Here is a 19,911-nt window from a genome sequence, read left to right as displayed (position 1 = left end):
GTACTGAGCGTTCGCGGTCGGGATGAGGCCGAGGGGCTGTGATCTTCGCCCTACCGGGTGGCGTACGGTGCGCTGTGTCGACGACGTTCGCGGTTGAGGAGAGGGCGATGACGCACAAGGCACTGGTCATGGGGATCGCGGGACGGGAGCCCCGCATCGACGGGTCCGCGTTCATCGCGCCGACCGCGTCCGTGATCGGGGACGTGACCCTGGAGGCGGGCGCCAGCGTCTGGTACGGCGCGGTGGTGCGCGGCGACGTCGAGGCGATCTCCGTCGGGGAGCAGGCCAACATCCAGGACAACTGCACGCTGCACGCCGACCCCGGTTTCCCCGTGCGCGTGGGCGCGCGGGTGTCCGTCGGGCACAACGCGGTGGTGCACGGCGCGACCGTCGAGGACGACTGTCTCGTCGGCATGGGGGCGACCGTGCTGAACGGCGCGGTGATCGGCGCGGGCTCGCTGGTCGCCGCGCAGGCGCTCGTGCCGCAGGGCATGGTCGTGCCGCCGGGGTCGCTGGTGGCGGGTGTGCCGGCGAAGGTGAAGCGGCCGCTCACCGAGGAGGAACGCCAGGGGGTCACGCTCAACGGCACGATGTACGCCGAGCTGGCGAAGGCGCACCACGAGGAGCACGAAGAGCGCGGCTGAGAGCGCCGCGCCGGGCCTCGGGGTGCTCAGTCGCCCGCGGGGACCGGCGCGGGTTCCGCTTCCTGGTGGGCGGTCTGCGCCTTGGCGGCCTTGCGCTTGACGATCAGGAACGACGCGAGGCCGATCACGACCGCCGCGACCAGGCCCAGCCAGGAGAAGCGCTTCAGCCAGGACTCGGCGACCACGCCGACGTAGTAGATGACGGCGGTGGTGCCGCCGGCCCAGACGATGCCGCCGAGCACGTTCGCCGTCAGGAACTTCCAGTACGGCATGCGCAGGACGCCCGCGAGGGGCCCGGCGAAGATGCGCAGGAGGGCGACGAACCTGCCGAAGAAGACCGCCCACATCCCCCACCTCTGGAAGGACCGCTCGGCCGTCGCGATGTGCCCCTCGCTGAAGTGCTTGGGGAACTTGGCCCCCAGCCAGGCCAGCAGGGGCCTGCCTCCCTTGCGGCCGATGGCGTAGCCGATGGAGTCACCGATGATCGCGCCGGCGGTCGCGCAGGCGCCGAGCACGAACGGGTCGATGTCGCCGTGCTGCGAGGCGAGCAGCGCCGACGACACCAGGATGATCTCGCCGGGCAGCGGGATGCCCAGGCTCTCCAGTCCGATGACCAGGCCGACCAGCAGATAGATCGCCAGCGGGGGCACCGTTTCGAGCCATTCCTGGACGTGCAACGCCGCTTCCTCTCGTGTGCCTGATCCTCGTTCCCGGGCGCCCGCTCAGCGGTGGGCGCGCGTCGGGGAAGCCTACCCGCTCTGTGGGACGTCCCTGGCGCCCCCGGGGTTGCCTACGAATCGGGCGTCCCACGCGCGCGTGCCGTGCCGGCGACCGCCGTCGGGCTCAGCCGTTCGGCCGCAGGGTCCAGACCACGGTCATCTCGCCGGTGACGGCGCCGTCCCCGCGCCGGATCTCGATGGTCACCGGGAACTCGGGCCGCTCACCGGCGTCGAGTTGCGCGACGACCTCGGAGGCCGGGCGGCCCAGGGTCGCGGTGGCCGTCACGGCTCCCATGGCGAGCTTGCGGTAGGCGATCTCGGCGCTGACGGCGAGCGGTACGGCGCGCGCCAGCTGGTCGCCGAACGCGGACAGCACGATGGCCCCGCTCGCGGACTCGCCGAGGGTGAACATGGCGCCGGCGTGCGGCCCGCCCACGTGGTTGTGGAACGCGCTCTGGTCCGGCAGGACCACCACGGCCCGCTCGGCAGTGGTCTCCACGAACTCGAGGTTCAGGGTCCGGGCCATGGGCACGGTGGCGGCGAGCATCTCGCCGACGGACATCTGGTCTGCGCTCATGGCGGGCACGTTACTAGCGAGTAGCAAGCGGCGACAGAGTCTGCGGGCCGCCGTGACGCACCCCTCACCGGGGGCCGCGCACAGATGGCCATCCGCCCGTGACCTGCGCATCGGCTTGGCAAACCGGGGGCCGGGCGGCGATAGTCGGCCGGTGACCCGCGCCGCCCCTGACTCCCGCCGCTCCCGCCGCCCGATATGGGCGAGCCGCAACTACAGCCTGCTGACCGCCTCGGCGTTCGTCACCAACCTCGGCAGCAACGGCGCATTGATCGCCGCCGCCTTCGCCGTCCTCGAGGCGGGCGGCGACGGCGGTGACGTGGGCCTGGTCGCGGCCTCCCGGACCCTGCCCCTCGTGCTCTTCCTGCTGATCGGCGGCGCCGTCGCGGACCGGCTGCCCCGGCACCGGGTGATGGTCGCGGCCAACGCCCTGAACTGCGTCTCGCAGGCGGTCTTCGCCGTGCTCGTCCTCACCGGCGAGGCCGAGCTGTGGCAGATGATGCTGCTGACCGCGCTCGGCGGCACCGGCCAGGCGTTCTTCAGCCCGGCGGCCGAGGGCATGCTCCTGTCGTCCGTGCGGGGGGACCAGGCGGGCCGGGCGTTCGCGGTGTTCCGGATGGCGATGCAGGGCGCCGCCGTCGGGGGCGCCGCGCTCGGCGGTGCCATGGTGGCGGCGATGGGCCCCGGCTGGGTGCTGGCGGCGGACGCGGCGGCCTTCGCGGTCGCCGGGGCGATGCGGGCCCTGCTGGATGTGAGCCGGGTCCCGCGGCGGGTGCCCGGCGGCGGCATGCTCGCCGATCTGCGCGAGGGCTGGCGGGAGTTCGCGGGACGGCCGTGGCTGTGGGCCGTGGTGGTCCAGTTCTCGATCGCCAACGCCGTGGTCGCGGCGGCCGACGCCGTCTACGGTCCGCTCGTCGCCCGGGACCATCTCGGCGGGGCCGGCCCCTGGGGTGTGGCCCTGGGCTTCTTCGGCGCGGGCACGGTGGCGGGCGCGCTGCTCATGACGCGCTGGCAGCCGCGCCGGCTCCTGCTCGCCGGCACGCTGTGCGTCTTCCCGCTGGCGCTGCCCTCCGCCGCGCTCGCCGTGCCCGTGCCGGTGGGGACGCTGTGCGCGGTGATGTTCATGACCGGTGTGACCCTGGAGGTGTTCGGCGTCTCCTGGATGACCGCGCTCCACCAGGAGATACCGGAGGACAAGCTGTCCCGGGTCTCCGCCTACGACTGGTTCGGCTCGGTCGCCATGGTCCCGCTGGCGACGGCCCTCGCCGGCCCGGCGGAGACCGCGTTCGGACGCACGTCGGCGCTGTGGGGCTGCGCGGCGATGATCGTCCTGGTCACGGCGGCGGTCCTGTGCGTCCCGGACGTCCGCAATCTGCGCCGCCGCAGCAAGCCGGTGACGACGAGCGGCACCGCCACCCCGGCGCAGACCCCGGCCGAGGAAGTCGGCTGACGGCACCGGCTGTCCTTCAGCCGATCCCGAACGCCCCCTCCGGTGGCTCGGGCGACGGGACGGCCTCCTCGTCGTGCACCGGGCGGGCCGCGCCGACGAACGTCCGTATCCCCGCCCCGTGTTCCACGCGGGCCGGGAACGCGTCGCCCGCGGTCAGCCGGGCCAGGGCGGGCACGTCTACGGGGCGGTGCGCGGCGACCAGGACCGCGTTGCCGAAGCGGCGTCCGCGCAGCACGGCCGGCTCGGCGATCAGGGCGAGCTCCCCGAAGACGGTGGCCAGGTTCGCGAGTTGGGAGCGCAGGAAGGCGAACGGCGCGGCGTCGGCGAGGTTCGCCAGGTAGACGCCGTCGCCACGCAGCACCCGTGCGGCGGCGCGGGCGTACTCGACGGACGTCAGGTGCGCGGGCACCCGGGAGCCGCCGAAGACGTCGGCGACGAGGACGTCGGCCGACTCCGCCGGGGCGGCATCGAGCCATGCGCGCGCGTCGGCGGCGTGCGCGGTGATGTCCGCTCCGGCGGGCGTCGGCAGATGTTCCAGGACCAGTTCCAGCAGCGCGCCGTCGAATTCCACGACCTGCTGCCGGGACCCCGGCCGGGTCGCCGCCACATACCGGGGCAGGGTGAGCGCGCCGCCCCCGAGATGCACCACGTCCAGGGCGCGCCCCGGCTCCGCCACGGTGTCCAGGGCGTGCCCGAGCCTGCGCGCGTACTCGAACTCCAGGTGCGTCGGCTCGTCGAGGTCGACGTACGACTGAGGCGCCCCGTCGACGGTGAGCAGCCAGGCCCGGTCCCGGTCGACGTCGGGCATGAGCTTGGCGAAGCCGTGCTCGGTGGCACCGGCGACGGGTCTGGAGTCGTTCACTCCCCCATTGTGGGCCGCGCCCGCCGGGCACCGGCACGGGGGCCGTACGAGCGGTCGTCCCGGTCGTACGGCCCCCGTCCGTTCACCCGACGGCGGTCACCGTGCCCGCCCCGACGGTCCGGCCGCCCTCACGGATGGCGAATCCGAGGCCGGGCTCCAGCGGGACCTCGCGCCCCAGCTCGACGGTCATGGTGACGGTCTCGCCGGGGCGCGCGACCGCCGCCTCGCCGAGGTAGACGTCCCCCACCACGTCCGCGGTGCGGATGTAGAACTGCGGCCGGTAGCCGGTGGACAGCGGCGTCGAGCGGCCGCCCTCGCGGGTCGACAGCACGTACACCTGGGCGGTGAAGCGGCTGCGGGGCTCCACGCTGCCCGGCGCGGCGACCACGTGCCCGCGCCGGACGGCGTCCCGGGGGACACCGCGCAGCAACAGCGCCACGTTGTCACCGGCCTGCGCCTCGTCCATCGGCTTGCCGAAGGTCTCCAGGCCGGTCACGACGGTCTCCACCTCGGCCCCGAGCACTTCGACCCGGTCGCCGACGCGGACGGTCCCCCGCTCCACGGCGCCGGTGACCACGGTCCCCCGGCCGGTGATGGTCAGGACGTTCTCGACGGGCAGCAGGAACGGCGCGTCCACGTACCGCTCCGGCATCGGAACGTACGTGTCCACCGCGTCGAGCAGCGCCTCGACGGCCGCCGTCCACTGGGGGTCGCCCTCCAGCGCCTTCAGCCCCGAGACCCGTACGACGGGCGCGGCGTCGCCGCCGTAGCCGTGCTCGCTGAGCAGGTCCCGGACCTCCAGCTCGACGAGGTCGAGCAGCTCCGGGTCGCCGGCGTCGGCCTTGTTGAGGGCGACGACGATGTGGTCGACGCCCACCTGCCGGGCGAGCAGCACGTGTTCGGCGGTCTGCGGCATGATGCCGTCCAGCGCGGAGACGACGAGGATCGCCCCGTCGAGCTGCGCCGCGCCGGTCACCATGTTCTTCACGTAGTCGGCGTGGCCTGGCATGTCGACGTGCGCGTAGTGCCGGGTGTCGGTCTCGTACTCGACGTGCGCGATGTTGATGGTGATGCCGCGGGCGGCCTCCTCCGGCGCCCGGTCGATCCGGTCGAACGGCACGAAGGTGCCGGAGCCCCGCGCGGCGAGGACCTTGGTGATCGCGGCGGTCAGGGTGGTCTTGCCGTGGTCGACGTGGCCCATCGTGCCGATGTTCAGATGCGGCTTGGTGCGCACGTACGCCGTCTTGGACATGGGTGTACTCCGAAGTGGGAAAACTCAGGAACTCCCGGCGAGGAGAGTGGGGACCCCGTGGTGCCGCCGACCCTCCCCCTGCGGGGTCCGCCGGACGTTCCGGAGAGGGTCAGCTTCGGGCGCCGTCGACGGCGGCCAGGAAGACGAGGACGGCAGCCTTCGGCGTATCCGCGACGGCGGATGCGGCGAGAACGAAGGCGTACCGGAACATGACGTCGATCATCGCCGAGCCCGCCCCCGGCGTCGAATGATTTTCCGTGCCCGACCAGGATCTTCAGGCGCCGATGTTCTTCAGCGCCTCACGCACGGACAGCGGGGCGAACCGCCCGCCCTCGCGCGCCAGGAAGTCCCGTACGGCGTCGGGGTCGGTCTTGGCGTACTCGCGCAGACACCAGCCGATGGCCTTGCGGACGAAGAAGTCGGGGTGCCCGGACTGACCCAGGCAGTAGCCGAACAGCCGCCCGGCGTCGGTGCGTTCCCCGTACCGCAGCTGGTGCAGGAGGGCGGTGCGGACGACCCACAGGTCGTCGTCCTCGATCCAGGCGTCCATGTCCGCGGTCAGCGCCGGGTCGGCCGCGACGAGCCCGCCGACGACGTGCGCGGCGAGCGCGTCCACGGTGTCCCACCACGGCACGGTGGTCACCAGGTGCCGGGCCATCGGGAGGAAGCCGGAGGACAGCCGCCGCACATGCCGGCGCAGAAGGTCGACGGCGAAGTACTGGTACTCCCGCTCCGGCAGCTGCCAGCAGCGCAGCGCGACGGCGGTGCAGTCGCGCTCGTCGGGGCGCGGGGTGCCCCGGAGGACCGAGCGCGAGAGGGCACGGCGCTCGGGACTCGGGATGCCGAGAAACGGGGCGACGTCCTTCATGTACGCCCGCATGACGACGGCCCGCTCCGGATCGGCGGCGGCCCCGTAGACGGCGGTCAGCCGCTCGATCACCGTGTCGGCGAGCACGCTGCGCGGCACGTCCGGCACCCCCGCACCCGTCACGCTCATGGAACGACCATACGGCGATCACACGTCCACTTCGGTTACTGTCGCCGAATGCTCGACGATGCCACCACCCGCTCTGGGGGCACCGCGACGGCCTCTCCCCGGGCCGTCACCACGGAGCTCGCCGTCCCCGTCCCCCCGCTCACGTCCGCGCCCGCCGGTCTCGCCGCCCGCTGCGGCAGAGCCCTGCTCTCGCCCTGGTCGCGGCTGTCGGCACTCGTGCTGCTGCTGGCCGCGGGGGCGTCCTGCGTGCTGCTCTTCGAGCCGCAGAGACTCCTGTCCGACGGCTGGCCGGCGCACCTCGAGGGCGCGGCCGCGGTCGTGCTGTTCGCGGTGGCGTACGGGCTGGTCACGGTGGCGTTCGTGCCGCGTCCCCTGCTGAACCTGGCGGCGGGCGCGCTGTTCGGCTCCCAGCTGGGTCTGGGCGCGGCGATCGCGGGCACGGTGCTGGGGGCGGGGATCGCCTTTGGGCTCGGCCGGCTGCTGGGCCAGGACGCGCTGCGGCCGCTGTTGCGCGGGCGCGTGCTGAAGGCGGCGGACGGGCAGTTCAGCCGGCACGGCTTCCGCTCGATGCTGGCGGTGCGGCTCTTCCCGGGGGTGCCGTTCTGGGCCTCGAACTACGCCGCGTCCGTCTCCCGCATGGGGTACGTCCCGTTCCTGCTGGCGACGGCCCTCGGGTCGATCCCGAACACCGCCGCGTACGTCGTCGCCGGGGCGCGTGCCCAGACGCCGACGTCGCCCGCCTTCCTGATCGCGCTGGCCTGTATCGCCCTACCGGCGCTGGCGGGCGTGGTGGTGGCCTGGCGCAAGCGCCACCACCTGCGCGGCCGCTGAGCCGCCGCCCGTCGCCGTCGGTCGACGGCTTGGGTCGGACGGCTTCGGTCAGATGGCGTGGCTCAGACGACTTCGAGGATCATCGCGTTGGCGAGCCCGCCGGCCTCGCACATCGTCTGCAGGGCGTAGCGGGCGCCGCGCTCGCGCATCGCGTAGACCAGGGTCGTCGTGAGCCGGGTGCCGCTCGCGCCGAGCGGGTGGCCGAGGGCGATCGCGCCGCCGTGCACGTTGACCTTGGCCAGGTCCGCGCCGGTCTCCTGGCGCCAGGCGAGCACGACACTGGCGAACGCCTCGTTCACCTCGAACAGGTCGATGTCGTCGATGGACAGGTTCGCCCGGCGCAGCACCTTGTCGGTCGCCGGGATCACACCGGTCAGCATGAGGACGGGGTCGGAGCCGGTGACGGCGAAGCTGTGCAGCCGGGCGAGGGGCCGCAGGCCGAGGCGGGCAGCCGTCTCGGAGGACGTGATGAGGACGGCGGAGGCGCCGTCGTTGATGGGGCTGGCGTTGCCCGCGGTGATGTTCCACTCGATCTGCGGGAACCGCTCGGCGAACACCGGGTCGTGGTAGGCGGGCTCGAGGCCGGCGAGGACCTCCGGCGTGGTGCCGGGCCGGACGCTCTCGTCACGTGAGACGCCGTCCAGGGGCGCGACCTCGGCGTCGAACAGGCCCTGCTCCCAGGCCGCGGCGGCCCGGTGGTGGGAGGTGACGGCGAACGCGTCCATCTGCTCGCGGGTGAGGGACCACTTGGCGGCGATCAGTTCGGCGCTGATGCCCTGCGGGACGAGCCCGTCGGGGTAGCGGGCGGCGATGCCGGGACCGAAGGGGTCCTTTCCGGGCGGCACGTTCGACCACATCGGCACCCGGCTCATCGACTCCACACCGCAGGCGACGACGATGTCGTACGCGCCGGACAGGACGCCCTGGGCGGCGAAGTGCACGGCCTGCTGGGAGGAGCCGCACTGCCGGTCGACGGTGGTCGCCGGCACGGTCTCCGGGAACCCGGCGGACAGGGCGGCGTAGCGCGTGGTGTTCATGGCCTGCTCGCCGACCTGGTCGACGGTGCCGCCGATGACGTCGTCGATCAGCGCCGGGTCGACACCGGAGCGCTCCACAAGGCTGCGCAGCGTGTGGGCGAGGAGTTCGACGGGGTGGACGTGCGCGAGGGAGCCGTTCGGCTTGCCCTTGCCGATGGGGGTGCGTACGGCTTCGACGATGACTGCGTCTCGCATGGTGCGGGCCTCCTTGGCGCGCGAGCCGATCACCGGTGTGACCGGAGCGGGATTACCGGAGCGGGATTACCGGTGAGTAGGAAATCTGAACTCACCATAGCGCTGTAAGTTGGAAAATCAAACCCGCCAAATGACACCAAGTGACACCAAATGACATAGTGCGCGACCCTGAGCCGCAAGGTTGGAAAACCAGACGCACACTTCCCTACACTGACCGGCATGGCCGCCACCAAGGACCCCCGCCCCTGTTCGATCGCCGACACGCTGGCCCTGGTCGGCGAGAAGTACTCCCTGCTCGTCCTGCGCGAGGTGTGCCTCGGCAACGGCCGCTTCGACCAGCTCGTCCGCAACATCGGCGCCCCGCGCGACGTGCTCTCCACCCGGCTGCGGCGACTGGTCGACGCCGGGATCCTCACGAAGCGCGCCTACAGCGAGCGCCCGCAGCGGTTCCAGTACCGGCCCACGCAGGCGGGCCTGGAGCTGGAACCCGTCCTGATGACCCTCATGGCCTGGGGCGACCGCCATCTGCGCCAGGACGACGACCGGCCCATGGTGATCGAGCACATCTGCGGCAACGAACTGCTCCCGGAGGTCACCTGCCGGGCCTGCGGGAAGACGGTCCGCCACGAGGACCTCACGGCGCACCCCCAGGCGCCGGGCTGGTCGGTGTCGGGGCCCACGGCTGCCTGACCACGGACCACGCGCGCGAACCCTGAGACAGGGGTGTTCACCGAGGGGCGCTACGCTGCCCCTCGACACCCACGATCAGCGCTTGGACTCCGTAACTTCATGTCTTGGTTTGAATCCCTCATCCTCGGACTCGTCCAGGGGCTGACCGAATTCCTCCCCGTGTCCTCCAGTGCGCACCTGCGGCTGACCGCGGCGTTCTCCGGCTGGGAGGACCCCGGCGCGGCGTTCACCGCGATCACGCAGATCGGCACCGAGGCAGCGGTCCTGATCTACTTCCGCAAGGACATCGGGCGGATCATCCTGGCGTGGCTGAAGTCGCTGACGGACAAGGAGATGCGGCGCGACCACGATGCCCAGATGGGCTGGCTGGTCATCGTCGGCTCCATTCCGATCGGCGTCCTCGGCCTGACGTTCAAGGACCAGATCGAGGGACCGTTCCGGGATCTGCGCATCACGGCGACGATGCTGATCGTGGTCGGCGTCATCATCGGCATCGCCGACCGGATGGCTGCCCGCGATGAGTCCGGCGGCAGGCACCGTGCCGCCAAGGAGCGCAAGTCGCTGGAGGACCTGAACGTCAGGGACGGCCTCATCTTCGGCCTGTGTCAGGCCATGGCACTCGTCCCGGGCGTGTCCCGCTCCGGCGCCACCATCAGCGGTGGCCTCTTCATGGGCTACCGGCGCGAGTCCGCGGCCCGTTACTCGTTCCTGCTCGCGATCCCCGCCGTGCTCGCCTCCGGCCTCTTCGAACTCAAGGACGCGCTGGAGAACGACCATGTGTCCTGGGGTCCGACGATCTTCGCCACGGTGATCGCCTTCGGCTCCGGATACGCGGTGATCGCATGGTTCATGAAGTTCATCTCGACGAAGAGCTTCATGCCGTTCGTGTACTACCGGGTGGCACTCGGCCTGGTCATCATCGCCCTGGTGGCGGCGGGCGTCCTGAGCCCGCACGCGGCGGAGTCGGCAGGCTGACCCGCGCGACGCGCCAGCCCGCCGACTCGCCGATGAGCAAACGTTTTTGGCCGTATTCGTGACCAAAGACATACGTGGCGTGTAGCCGTCCGGTAGCGCACGGTCAGTGCTTGCCCCTAGGCTTGACGCCATGTCCCCCAGTTCCTTAAACCCTGGTTCCGTGCGCTCCGCCGCCGAGGTGAACGAGGCGATCCGCGCCTTGTGGATGCGCGCGGGCGGCTCCCTCTCGGCGCAGGAACGGGAAGAGTACGAACTGCTGGTGGTCGAGTGGGCGGCCGCCATCCGCGCCGAGGTGGTCCAGGCCGCTTGAAGCGACGAGCGGGAGGCCGGGGAGTGACGAACCCTCAGTGAGAGCCTTGCTCGGCTCGGCGTGTCCACAGGGCCAGGTCGCTGCCCGTCGCCACGGCGACCGTCTCGCCGGAAGGGGAGAATCCAGCTGCTCGAAGTTCCGAGTAGTGGGCATGGTGGATGTGCCACCACTGCTCTCCATGCGGCCCGGCATGGGGCAGCCCGCCGTCACGGGACAACAGGACACGTTCATGCGGCCAGGCCGGCGCGACGACCTCCAGGGTCCAGCCGTCCCCAGTGGTGGTGTGGAGCCCGCCGCCGAACAGCCCCGCGATGCGCACCCGGCTCCCGGCGACCGGCCCCAGCCCGGGGCAGGACAGGTCGGCGACCCCGTCGGGGACGGCGTCCTCCTCGTCCGGGTCGTGATCCCTGGCGACCATCTCGCCGGTCACGGCGTCGAACAGGCCATGACCGTCGTGCGAGTTCCAACGGAGTTGACGCCCCTCACCCCCGCTCCCGCGCCTCCAACAGCTCGTCGCCATGCTCCAGGGCCCAGCGCCCCAATGCCGCCATCGGGCCCTCGACCAGGCTGCGGCCCAAGGCGGTCAGGGCGTACTCCACGCGCGGTGGCACGCCAGCCTCGGCGTGGCGTTCGATCAGACCGTTCGCGAGCAGGCGGTGCAGGGCGTCCGTGAGGGCCTTGTCGCTGATGCCGCCGATCGCCGTGCGCAGGGCGAGGCGTCGGCGCCGGCCCTCGCTCAACGCGGCCAGCACCACCGGGTCCCAGGTGTGCGTGAAGAGGTCCGTGGCCGCGCGCACCCGGCAGTCGGCGACGAACTCCTGGCAGTGGGCGTCGTGTTCGGTCATGTCGGCCCCATCATCCCGCGCTGTCGGCCTCATCGTCCCGCCTCCCGCGCGCACCACTCGGTGCGTACCAGCTCGCCTAGCGTCGTGCGGCGACCACGGACCAGCGACGAATGAGGTGGAGACCATGCGCATCGGGATTCTGGGGACGGGCACCCTCGCGACAGCCCTGGCCACGGGCTGGGCACGAGCGGAGCACGAGGTGGCGATCGCCGGGCGGTCCCGGGCGAAGGCCGAGCGGATCGCCGGGCGCCTCGGGCCCACCGTGCGCGCCGTCGCGCCGCGCGAAGCGGTCGCCGGGCGGGACGCCGTACTGCTCGCGGTCACGTGGGACGGCATCGAGGACATGCTGCGCCTGGCGGGTGCCCCGGAGGGCACCCTCGACAGGACGCCGCTCATCGACCCCACCAATGCCGTGGCCCACGGCGTCGGCGCGCTCCTCCTCGAGCCCGGCGAGTCCGCGGCCGGGCGGATCGCGCGTCTCGCCCCGGGGGCGCGGGTCGTCAAGGCGTTCCACCTCTTCCCCGCCGACCGGTGGACCACCCCGCCCGAGGACTCCACGTCCCCGGTGACGGTGGCCATGTGCGGCGACGACACGGCGGCACTGGGTGTCGTCGGCACCCTGGTGCGGGACGTGGGCGGGCTCCCGGCGACGCTGGGAACCCTGGACCGCGTCCGACAGTTGGAGGAGGTGGCGGGGTTCGTCATCGGCCTGGCCTTCGCCGGCGTCGACCCCAACTCGGCGGTGCCCGTGGTTTCTACGGCCACCACGCGCACAGGGGCCGGGGCGTAGCCCCGCCCACCCGACGACAGGCCCCGCCCCGATATCCCCGCACGCCCTCTTGGCGCGCCGCGCCCCATGCCCAACACTGAGCCGATGACGCAGCGTGTGGAGCTCGCCACCCTCAGGGACCGACTGGCCGTCGACGAGCTGATCAGCGAGTACGCGGTGGCCGTGGACGACGGCGACTGGGAGGCGTACCGCGGCCTCTTCGCCCCGGGTGGCCGTGCCGACTACCGCTCGGCCGGGGGCACCGAGGGGGACGCCGGGACGGTCGCGGTGTGGCTGGCCGAGAGCATGCGGGCCTTCTCGGTACGGCAGCACCTGATCGTCAACCGCCGGGTGCGCTTCGGCGTCCTCGAGCAGGACGTCGGGGACACCGCGGACGTACGGGCGGACTACGTCAACCCCATGCGGCTCGCCGCCGGCGAGGGAACGGGGGCGCCGGACTTCGTCAGCGGCGGCCGGTACGCCTTCGGTCTGGTGCGCACCGACGACGGCTGGCGGCTGCGCCAGGTCGTCATCGAGGAGAAGTGGCGCCGTACGCCCGAGCGGACCGCACCGGCCGGCGTCGGCTGACCGGCGGCGGCCGGATGTCCCGGTACCGGTCCTGTGCGCACACTGGAAGGACCACGGGGTAGGAGGCGCTGCATGAAGACGATCAGTCGCTGGCTCGCCTCACCATGGCGGCGCTCGGCCATCGCCGCGGCCCTGGGCGCCCTGCCCGTGCTCGCCTTTCCCCAGCCGTCGCTCTGGTGGTTCGCGTACGTCGCCCTGATCCCGTGGATCGCGTTGCTGCGCGGTGCGCCGACGGGCCGGCGCGCGGCGCACGACGGCTGGTGGGGCGGGTTCGGCTTCATGCTGGCGATGCACCACTGGCTGCTGCCGAACCTGCATGTCTTCACGTTCGTCATCGCCGCCCTGCTGGGCGCGCTCTGGGCACCCTGGGGCTGGCTGGTGCACCGACTGCTCGGTGCGGGGCAGGCGCCGGCGCGCGCCACGGCCGCGCTCGTCCTGCTGCCGTCGGGCTGGCTGCTGATCGAACTGGTGCGCTCCTGGCAGGGGCTCGGCGGGCCGTGGGGCGTCCTGGGCGCCAGCCAGTGGGACGTCGGCCCTGCTCTGCGGCTCGCCTCGGTGGGCGGAGTGTGGCTGGTCAGCTATCTGGTCGTGGCCGTGAACGTGGCGCTCGCCGTGCTGCTGACGGAGCGTGCGGCGCGCGTCCCGGCGGTGGTCGGACTGACGGCGGCGGCCGTCGGCACGTCGGCGGCCTGGATGTGGGCGCCGCGTCCGCACGTCGACGACCGGGTGCGGATCGCGGTCGTGCAGCCGGGCGTCGTGAAGGGACCGGACGCGCGGTTCGACCGCGAGGAGCGCCTGACCCGTGAACTGGCGGGCCAGGACGTCGATCTGGTCGTCTGGGGCGAGAGCAGCGTCGGCTTCGACCTGGCCGACCGTCCGGACCTGTCGCGCCGGCTGGCCGCCCTGTCCCGCGAGACGGGCGCGGAGGTCCTGGTGAACGTCGACGCGCGGCGCTCCGACCGGCCCGGCATCTACAAGAGTTCCGTCCTGGTCGGCCCCGACGGCCCGACCGGTGACCGCTACGACAAGATGCGGCTGGTGCCGTTCGGCGAGTACATCCCGCTGCGTTCGATGCTGGGCTGGGCGACCTCGGTGGGCAAGGCGGCCGCCGAGGACCGCAGGCAGGGCACCGAGCAGGTGGTGATGGACGTCGGGAACGGCCTGCGCGTCGGCCCGATGGTCTGCTTCGAGTCCGCCTTCGCCGACATGAGCCGCCATCTCGCGGACGACGGCGCCGAGGTGCTGATCGCCCAGTCGGCGACGTCGACGTTCCAGCAGAGCTGGGCTCCCGAGCAGCACGCGTCGCTGGCGGCGCTGCGGGCCGCCGAGACGGGCCGCCCCATGGTGCACGCGACGCTCACCGGTGTGTCCGCCGTGTACGGCCCGGACGGGCAGCGCGTCGGGTCCTGGCTGGGCACGAGCGCCGGCGCGAGCGCCGTCTTCGAGGTGCCGCTGGCCGACGGGGTCACCCCGTACGTCCGGTTCGGCGACTGGCCGCTGCACGCGGCGGTGCTGATCGTCGCCCTGTGGTGCCTGGGCGAGGCGACGCGCGGTCTGCGGCCCCGGTTCAGGCGGCCTGCTCCTGAACCGCCCGTACCACCCGCTCACACAGTTCGTGGGTCGCAAGCGCGTCCCTGGCGCTGAGCACCTTCCCGGCCCGCACCGCGTCGAGGAAGGCCAGGACGACCTGCTCGATGCCGCGCTGGCGGGCGACCGGCACCCAGTCGCCGCGCCGCCGCACGGTGGGCTGGCCCTTGTGGTCGACGACCTCGGCGAGGTTCAGGACCTGCCGCTTGGTGTCCTGCCCGGAGACCTCCAGGATCTCCTCGGTTGAGCCGCTGAGCCGGTTCATCACGCCGAGCGCGGTGAAGCCCTCGCCGGAGAGCTGCAGCACGACGTGGTGGAGCAGTCCGCCCTCGGTGCGGGCGCGCACCGTCACGTCGTCGACCGGTCCGGGCACCAGGAAGCGCAGGGTGTCCACGACGTGGATGAAGTCGTCGAGGATCATCGCGCGGGGCTCCTCGGGCAGCCCGACGCGGTTCTTCTGCATGAGGATCAGCTCGCGCGGATGGTCGGCGCACTGCGCGTAGCCGGGGGCGTAACGCCGGTTGAAGCCGACCGCGAGGCTCACGCCGCGCTCCTCGGCGAGGGTCACCAGCCGTTCGGAGTCGTCCAGCCGGTAGGCGAGCGGCTTGTCGACGTAGGTCGGCACGCCCGCCTCCAGCAGCCGGGTCACGATCTCCCGGTGGGCGACCGTGGGGGCGTGCACGAAGGCGGCGGCCAGCCCGGCGGACAGCAGCGACTCGAGGTCGGTGTGGCGCTGCGCGTCGGGGAGGTGCAGGCCGTCGGCGACACGGGCGAGCGTGGCGGGCGTACGGGTCTGCAGATGCAGTTCGATCCCCGGCTGCACCCCGAGCACCGGCAGGTACGCCTTCTGCGCGATGTCACCTAGTCCGATGCAGCCGACCTTCACGGGGTGTGCTCCTTGGGGTGATCGCCGTCCGGGGTCTTGCGGGCAGCATACGGCGCCTGCGGCGGCCGCCAGTCGGCGATGCCCTCGAAGCCCTTCAGGAACAGCAGCGGCGCCGCCCTCGACACGGCGGCCAGCGCCGCGTTCCGTACGGCGCCGGCGGCCCGGCCGGTCATCATGTTCAGCCGGGCCGCCCGGACGGCCTGGCGGGAGATGGCCGTCGTCCGGGGCTGGCGGGCGGCGGTGTAGGCGGCGAGGTCGCCGGCGTGATGGGCGAGGACGACGGCGTCCTCGATGGCCTGGTTGCCGCCCTGCCCGAGGGTCGGCGGCATCGCGTGCGCGGCGTCGCCGACGAGGGCGACCCGTCCCTGGTGGAAGGCGGGCAGCGGCTCGGCGATGTGGTGGACGTCGTGGCGCAGCACGTCCTCGGGGCGCGCGGCGGCGAGGATCGCGGGCACCGGGTCGTGCCAGTCGCCGTAGCGGCGCAGCAGTTCGGCCTTCTCGTCGTCGGGGGCCCGTCCGCCGGCGGGGGTGACGGCGGCGGCGTAGGCGTACACCCGGCCGTCCTTGAGCGGGTGGGAGCCCCAGATGCGGCCCGGGCCCCAGGTCTCGTGGGAGGCGAAGCCGGCGCCGGGCACGGGGATCAGGAGCCGCCAGGTGGTGAATCCGGAGTAGACGGTCCCGGGGTGGCCGGGGAACAGCACGTCCCGTACGGCGGACCGGATGCCGTCGGCGGCCACCACGAGGTCGGCCTCCAGCTCGCCGTCGGGCGTGCCGACGCGCGCGGGGCGGGTGGCGTCGCCGGGGTCGGCGACCGTGGCGGGGGTGCCCGTGCGTACGGCGTCCGCGGGGAGGCGGGCGGCGAGGCTGGTGACGAGGGTGGCGCGGTGCAGCAGGACGAGGGGGCCGCCGAAGCGCCGGGCCAGGGCGTCGGCGTCGGTGCGGGCGAGCCAGCGTCCGGAGGGGGTGCGCAGTCCCCCGTCGTCCATCCGGGAGGCGAGGTCGCGGATCTCGTCGCCGGCCCCGATGACGTCGAGGGCGCGCAGCGAGTTGGGGGCCAGGGAGATGGCGGCGCCGACCGGCTCCAGGCCCGGGGCCCGTTCCAGGACGGTGACGGCCCAGCCCTTCTGGTGCAGTGCGGCGGCCGCGGTCAGGCCGCCGATGCCACCGCCGATCACGACGGCCCTTCCGGTGGGTGCCATGACTCCTCCAGAGTGACTACAGGTGTAGTACCCGACGCTTCGACCGTACTACAGACGTAGTGCAGCGGGGTAGGTTGGCCCCCATGCCCGTACACACACCGTCCGCCGCCCGCGCCGATCTCGTCGCCGACACCGCCCTCGCACTGCTGGCCGAGCGCGGGATGCGCGGACTGACCCACCGGGCGGTCGACGAGGCGGCCGGCCTGCCGCAGGGCGCGACGTCCAATGTGGCCCGCACCCGGCAGGCCCTGCTGGAGCTGGCGGTACGCCGGCTGGCCGAGCGCGAGGCGCGGGTGCTGGCCCTGGAGGAGATGCCCGACCCGCGCGGCGGCCTCGACGCCCTGGCCGACGGGCTGGCCCTGGCGACCCACCGCTCCCTCACCCGCCACCGCGCGCTGACGCTGGCCCGCTACGAGCTGGCCCTGGAAGCCACGCGCCGGCCGGAGCTGCGGGCATACTTCGACGCGACGGGCCGCCGTTTCCGCGACCAGCTCGGCGCGCTGCTCACCGCGGCGGGCTCACCGGCCCCCGGCCGCCATGTGCTCTCCCTCGTCGCGTGGGCGGACGGACTCCTCTTCAGCTGTGTGGCCGGCTCCTTCAGCAACGAGGTGCCGAGCCTGGAGGAGGTCCGGGCCGGACTGCGTGAACTTCTCGCGGGGATGTCCGGCCCCTGACCTCGCCGCCCGGCAAACTCCTGGTCCCCGAGGCCGAGTTGGGCGATCATGCTCGGATGACGACCGAACGCCATGAACCGTCCACCACCGCCGACGAGCGCACCATGCTGGAGGGCTGGCTCGAGTACCACCGGCAGACCCTGGCGTGGAAGTGCGAGGGCCTGACCGAGGACCAACTGCGCACCCCCTCCGCCGAGCCGTCCGAGCTGACCCTCATGGGACTGGTCCGGCACATGACGGAGGTGGAGCGCGGCTGGTTCCGCCGGGTCATGGCCGCCGAGGACGCCGGCCCGGTCTACTACAGGGACGCCGACCCCGACGGCGAGTTCCACTTCTCCCCCGGCGACACCTGGGAGCAGGCGTACGCCGGCTGGCAGGCGGAGATCGACAAGGCCCGGCAGCACGCCGCGCGCTTCGGCCTGGACGACCTGTCGGAAGGCGCCCACGCCCGCACGGGCAAGCGCTACAACCTGCGCTGGATCTACACGCACATGATCGAGGAGTACGCCCGTCACAACGGGCACGCCGACCTGCTGCGCGAGCGGATCGACGGCGCGACCGGCGAGTGACGTCACCCTGAGAGGGCCGGGGCCGCCCGTACGGGGCCGGAGATCACCCGTGCGGACCAACCTGCGCCTGTCCGCTCTCCGGGCGGCCCCGGCACCCACCAGAGTGGAGCGGGTGCATCGATCGACGACCACCGCGACCCTTCTGGTCACCGCGGCCGTCTCGGCCCTCACGGGCTGTACGACGGTCCAGGCCCCGCCGGCCTCCGCACCCCGGGCGACACCGGTTCGGCCCGCCCCTCCCCTGCCGAGCGGGCACACCCACCCCGAGGTCGTCCAGGCGCCGGCCCGTGAGGCGCTGGCGCTCATCGGCCCCTCCCGGCGCCCGGACCCGAAGCGGTCCGCCGCGCCCGCGGCACCGTCGCACACCTCCCGGCCGGCCCCGGCGGCCCCGCGCCCCCAGCCGGAGAAGCGCGCCCCGCGCCGCCCGGCCCCCACCACCGCCCCGCGGGTCACGGTGCCCGACGTGGCCCGGCAACTCCGCCAGGACGCCGGGGGGAACGCCGACGTCTGCGCGCTCGGCCGGAAGTACGGCGGCTGGCGGCCCGACAGCCAGGAGGCACGCATCTGCGACCAGGCGTACGGCCGGTGATCCCGCCCGGCCCTCCGCAGTCCGATGGGCGGCCGGCTACGGGGCCGCTTGACCGGGATCGCCGGGGCGGGCGGCTAAGGGCTGTCCCGTCATGCTTGGCGGGCGCGCGACGACAGCTACGGCACCTCGCCGCGTTGTCGGGTCGTCCGCATACATCCAGTATGCGGACGACCCTCCGCCTTGCGATGCACCGCATCCGACGCCGCGCGCTGATCCACCGGGAATGACGGGACAGCCCTTAGCGTCAGGAGGGACCAGCCGACGAGGGCCCGGAGGACGCGGTGACGGAGCGACAGGAGCGCACGGCTTCCGAGGCCGTGCTGACACGCATCGGGCAGGTCGTCATCCTGCATCACGCCGGTGACCGCGAGGAGGCCCGCCGCCGTCTGCTCGATCTGTGGACCGAGCTGGGCGCGGACGGCGACCCCCTGCACCGCTGCACCCTGGCCCACTATCTGGCCGACACCCACGACGATCCCACCGACGAACTGGCGTGGGACCTGCGGGCGTTGACCGAGGCGGAGAGCGCCGGCGGCACCGGGCCCACCGACGGCCCCCGCAGCGTCCCCGCGCTCAAGGCGCTGTACCCCTCGCTGCATCTGAACCTGGCGGCCGACTACGTCAAGCTCGACCGCGCCGAGGCCGCGCGGGCCCATCTGCGACGGGCGCGGGGCGCGGCCGGGGCGCTGGGCGACGACAGCTACGGGGACGGGGTGCGGGCGGAGATCCGCCGACTGGAGCGCCACCTGGGGGACGCGCCCTAGGGTCTTTCGTTTGGATCAGGCCGGATCAGGGAGCGGGGTCTGGTGCCGTGCATCGCAAGGCGGAGGAGGGCGCCATGGCGGAGCCATGGCAACCGACGACAACGCGGCGAGGTGCGGCACCAGACCCCGCGAGCCCGGCATGATCCAAACGAAAGGCCCTAGTCAGCTCAGCCCAGGTTGGGGATGCGCCAGTCGATCGGCTCGTGGCCCTGCCGGGCGACGGCCTCGTTGATCTGGGTGAACGGGTGGGAGCCGAAGAACTTGCGGGCCGAGAGCGGCGAGGGGTGGGCGCCCTTGACGACCACGTGCCGGGTCTCGTCGATGAGGGGGAGCTTCTTCTGCGCGTAGTTCCCCCACAGGACGAACACCGCCGGGTCGGGGCGGCTCGCCACGGCGCGGATCACGGCGTCGGTGAACTTCTCCCAGCCCTTGCCCTTGTGCGAGTTGGCCTCGCCGGCGCGGACCGTCAGCACCGCGTTCAGCAGGAGGACGCCCTGCTGGGCCCAGGGCATCAGATAGCCGTTGTCGGGGATGGGGAGGCCGAGCTCCTCCTGCATCTCCTTGTAGATGTTCCGCAGGGACGGCGGGGTCTTCACGCCGGGGCGGACCGAGAAGCACAGGCCGTGGCCCTGGCCCTCGCCGTGGTACGGGTCCTGGCCGAGGACGAGCACCTTGACCTTGTCGTACGGCGTCGCGTCGAGGGCGGCGAAGACCTCCTCGCGCGGCGGGTAGACGGGACCCTTCGCCCGCTCCTCCTCGACGAACTCCGTCAGCTCCTTGAAGTAGGGCTGCTGCAGTTCGTCGCCCAGAACCCCGCGCCAGGACTCGGGCAGCATGGCGATGTCGGTCACGTCAACTTCCTTACGGTGTGCGGTGGACGGTGTGCGGTCCACGGCCAAGGGCCG

General features: G+C 72.9%; 23 protein-coding genes and 1 pseudogene. 13 read left to right on the top strand and 11 right to left on the bottom strand.

What is annotated here, in order from left to right; all coding sequences use genetic code 11:
* The first annotated feature begins 107 nt into the window (after positions 1–107).
* Complete coding sequence (locus KBY32_RS31900) at positions 108–644, top strand: gamma carbonic anhydrase family protein (protein WP_210982526.1); 537 nt, start codon at positions 108–110, stop codon at positions 642–644.
* A gap of 26 nt (positions 645–670) precedes the next feature.
* Here KBY32_RS31900 and KBY32_RS31895 read toward each other — a convergent pair whose 3' ends face one another.
* Both KBY32_RS31895 and KBY32_RS31890 read right to left on the bottom strand, forming a co-directional pair.
* Entirely contained in the window at positions 671–1,321 is a 651-nt protein-coding gene (locus KBY32_RS31895; protein ID WP_210982525.1) for a DedA family protein, read from the bottom strand.
* Positions 1,322–1,487: 166 nt separating this feature from the next.
* Entirely contained in the window at positions 1,488–1,925 is a 438-nt protein-coding gene (locus KBY32_RS31890; RefSeq protein ID WP_210982555.1) for a DUF4442 domain-containing protein, read from the bottom strand.
* Positions 1,926–2,091: 166 nt separating this feature from the next.
* Between KBY32_RS31890 and KBY32_RS31885 the strand changes: the two genes are divergently transcribed.
* Positions 2,092–3,387: an MFS transporter gene (locus KBY32_RS31885; protein WP_210982524.1), complete on the top strand. Its 1,296-nt coding sequence runs from the start codon at positions 2,092–2,094 to the stop codon at positions 3,385–3,387.
* A 16-nt stretch (positions 3,388–3,403) separates the two neighbouring features.
* Here the strand turns inward: KBY32_RS31885 and KBY32_RS31880 are convergent, their stop codons facing one another.
* The 3 genes from KBY32_RS31880 to KBY32_RS31870 all read right to left on the bottom strand — a co-directional run bounded on the left by KBY32_RS31880 (position 3,404) and on the right by KBY32_RS31870 (position 6,498).
* Positions 3,404–4,195, bottom strand: a complete 792-nt coding sequence (locus KBY32_RS31880) for a fused MFS/spermidine synthase (RefSeq protein ID WP_247690292.1) — start codon at positions 4,193–4,195, stop codon at positions 3,404–3,406.
* A gap of 136 nt (positions 4,196–4,331) precedes the next feature.
* Complete coding sequence (gene tuf / locus KBY32_RS31875; protein ID WP_210982522.1) at positions 4,332–5,501, bottom strand: elongation factor Tu; 1,170 nt, start codon at positions 5,499–5,501, stop codon at positions 4,332–4,334.
* Between the two features lie 274 nt (positions 5,502–5,775).
* A complete protein-coding gene (locus KBY32_RS31870) occupies positions 5,776–6,498 on the bottom strand; it encodes a DNA alkylation repair protein (RefSeq protein WP_210982521.1) in 723 nt (240 codons plus the stop codon).
* A 48-nt stretch (positions 6,499–6,546) separates the two neighbouring features.
* Here KBY32_RS31870 and KBY32_RS31865 point away from each other — a divergent pair, with 48 nt between their 5' ends.
* Positions 6,547–7,329, top strand: coding sequence for a TVP38/TMEM64 family protein (locus KBY32_RS31865; protein WP_210982520.1), 783 nt, complete (start codon positions 6,547–6,549; stop codon positions 7,327–7,329).
* Positions 7,330–7,391: 62 nt separating this feature from the next.
* Here the strand turns inward: KBY32_RS31865 and KBY32_RS31860 are convergent, their stop codons facing one another.
* Positions 7,392–8,561 carry a thiolase family protein gene (locus tag KBY32_RS31860; protein WP_210982519.1) on the bottom strand — a complete coding sequence of 390 codons (1,170 nt, stop codon included), beginning with the start codon at positions 8,559–8,561 and terminating at the stop codon, positions 7,392–7,394.
* A gap of 219 nt (positions 8,562–8,780) precedes the next feature.
* Here KBY32_RS31860 and KBY32_RS31855 point away from each other — a divergent pair, with 219 nt between their 5' ends.
* The 3 genes from KBY32_RS31855 (at position 8,781) to KBY32_RS31845 (ending at position 10,536) form a co-directional block, all read left to right on the top strand.
* Positions 8,781–9,251, top strand: a complete 471-nt coding sequence (locus tag KBY32_RS31855) for a helix-turn-helix domain-containing protein (RefSeq protein WP_210982518.1) — start codon at positions 8,781–8,783, stop codon at positions 9,249–9,251.
* A gap of 99 nt (positions 9,252–9,350) precedes the next feature.
* Positions 9,351–10,226, top strand: coding sequence for an undecaprenyl-diphosphate phosphatase (locus tag KBY32_RS31850; protein WP_055622418.1), 876 nt, complete (start codon positions 9,351–9,353; stop codon positions 10,224–10,226).
* Positions 10,227–10,356: 130 nt separating this feature from the next.
* Positions 10,357–10,536, top strand: a complete 180-nt coding sequence (locus KBY32_RS31845; RefSeq protein ID WP_210982517.1) for a hypothetical protein — start codon at positions 10,357–10,359, stop codon at positions 10,534–10,536.
* 34 nt (positions 10,537–10,570) lie between these two features.
* Here the strand turns inward: KBY32_RS31845 and KBY32_RS31840 are convergent.
* Positions 10,571–10,996, bottom strand: a pseudogene (locus KBY32_RS31840) (hypothetical protein); the annotation flags it as partial.
* A 22-nt stretch (positions 10,997–11,018) separates the two neighbouring features.
* Entirely contained in the window at positions 11,019–11,381 is a 363-nt protein-coding gene (locus tag KBY32_RS31835; protein ID WP_210982516.1) for a helix-turn-helix domain-containing protein, read from the bottom strand.
* Between the two features lie 124 nt (positions 11,382–11,505).
* Here KBY32_RS31835 and KBY32_RS31830 point away from each other — a divergent pair, with 124 nt between their 5' ends.
* The 3 genes from KBY32_RS31830 (at position 11,506) to lnt (ending at position 14,382) form a co-directional block, all read left to right on the top strand.
* A complete protein-coding gene (locus KBY32_RS31830; protein ID WP_210982515.1) occupies positions 11,506–12,171 on the top strand; it encodes an NADPH-dependent F420 reductase in 666 nt (221 codons plus the stop codon).
* Positions 12,172–12,255: 84 nt separating this feature from the next.
* Positions 12,256–12,738 (top strand): nuclear transport factor 2 family protein, encoded by a 483-nt coding sequence (locus tag KBY32_RS31825; RefSeq protein WP_210982514.1) that lies wholly within the window; start codon positions 12,256–12,258, stop codon positions 12,736–12,738.
* Positions 12,739–12,810: 72 nt separating this feature from the next.
* Complete coding sequence (gene lnt, locus KBY32_RS31820; protein WP_210982513.1) at positions 12,811–14,382, top strand: apolipoprotein N-acyltransferase; 1,572 nt, start codon at positions 12,811–12,813, stop codon at positions 14,380–14,382.
* On the opposite strand, the gene KBY32_RS31815 is transcribed toward lnt, so the two are convergent.
* Both KBY32_RS31815 and KBY32_RS31810 read right to left on the bottom strand, forming a co-directional pair.
* Entirely contained in the window at positions 14,306–15,211 is a 906-nt protein-coding gene (locus tag KBY32_RS31815) for a Gfo/Idh/MocA family protein (protein ID WP_210982512.1), read from the bottom strand. The genes lnt and KBY32_RS31815 overlap by 77 nt on opposite strands.
* Positions 15,208–16,410, bottom strand: coding sequence for an FAD-dependent monooxygenase (locus tag KBY32_RS31810; RefSeq protein ID WP_210982511.1), 1,203 nt, complete (start codon positions 16,408–16,410; stop codon positions 15,208–15,210). The genes KBY32_RS31815 and KBY32_RS31810 overlap by 4 nt, the downstream gene beginning before the upstream one ends.
* 83 nt (positions 16,411–16,493) lie before the next feature.
* Here KBY32_RS31810 and KBY32_RS31805 point away from each other — a divergent pair, with 83 nt between their 5' ends.
* The 4 genes from KBY32_RS31805 (at position 16,494) to KBY32_RS31790 (ending at position 19,006) form a co-directional block, all read left to right on the top strand.
* Positions 16,494–17,084 (top strand): TetR/AcrR family transcriptional regulator, encoded by a 591-nt coding sequence (locus KBY32_RS31805; RefSeq protein ID WP_210982510.1) that lies wholly within the window; start codon positions 16,494–16,496, stop codon positions 17,082–17,084.
* Positions 17,085–17,140: 56 nt separating this feature from the next.
* Entirely contained in the window at positions 17,141–17,653 is a 513-nt protein-coding gene (locus KBY32_RS31800) for a DinB family protein (RefSeq protein ID WP_210982509.1), read from the top strand.
* A gap of 112 nt (positions 17,654–17,765) precedes the next feature.
* Positions 17,766–18,242 (top strand): hypothetical protein, encoded by a 477-nt coding sequence (locus tag KBY32_RS31795; RefSeq protein WP_210982508.1) that lies wholly within the window; start codon positions 17,766–17,768, stop codon positions 18,240–18,242.
* 281 nt (positions 18,243–18,523) lie between these two features.
* Entirely contained in the window at positions 18,524–19,006 is a 483-nt protein-coding gene (locus KBY32_RS31790) for a tetratricopeptide repeat protein (RefSeq protein WP_210982507.1), read from the top strand.
* 167 nt (positions 19,007–19,173) lie between these two features.
* Here the strand turns inward: KBY32_RS31790 and ung are convergent, their stop codons facing one another.
* Complete coding sequence (gene ung / locus KBY32_RS31785) at positions 19,174–19,857, bottom strand: uracil-DNA glycosylase (protein ID WP_055622428.1); 684 nt, start codon at positions 19,855–19,857, stop codon at positions 19,174–19,176.
* Positions 19,858–19,911: the final 54 nt, after the last annotated feature.

It is taken from the genome of Streptomyces sp. RK62 (assembly GCF_018070255.1).
Lineage (GTDB): Bacteria > Actinomycetota > Actinomycetes > Streptomycetales > Streptomycetaceae > Streptomyces > Streptomyces nigra.
The sequence above is the reverse complement of the archived record's forward strand: the minus strand, read 5'-3'. Positions and strand labels throughout refer to the sequence as shown.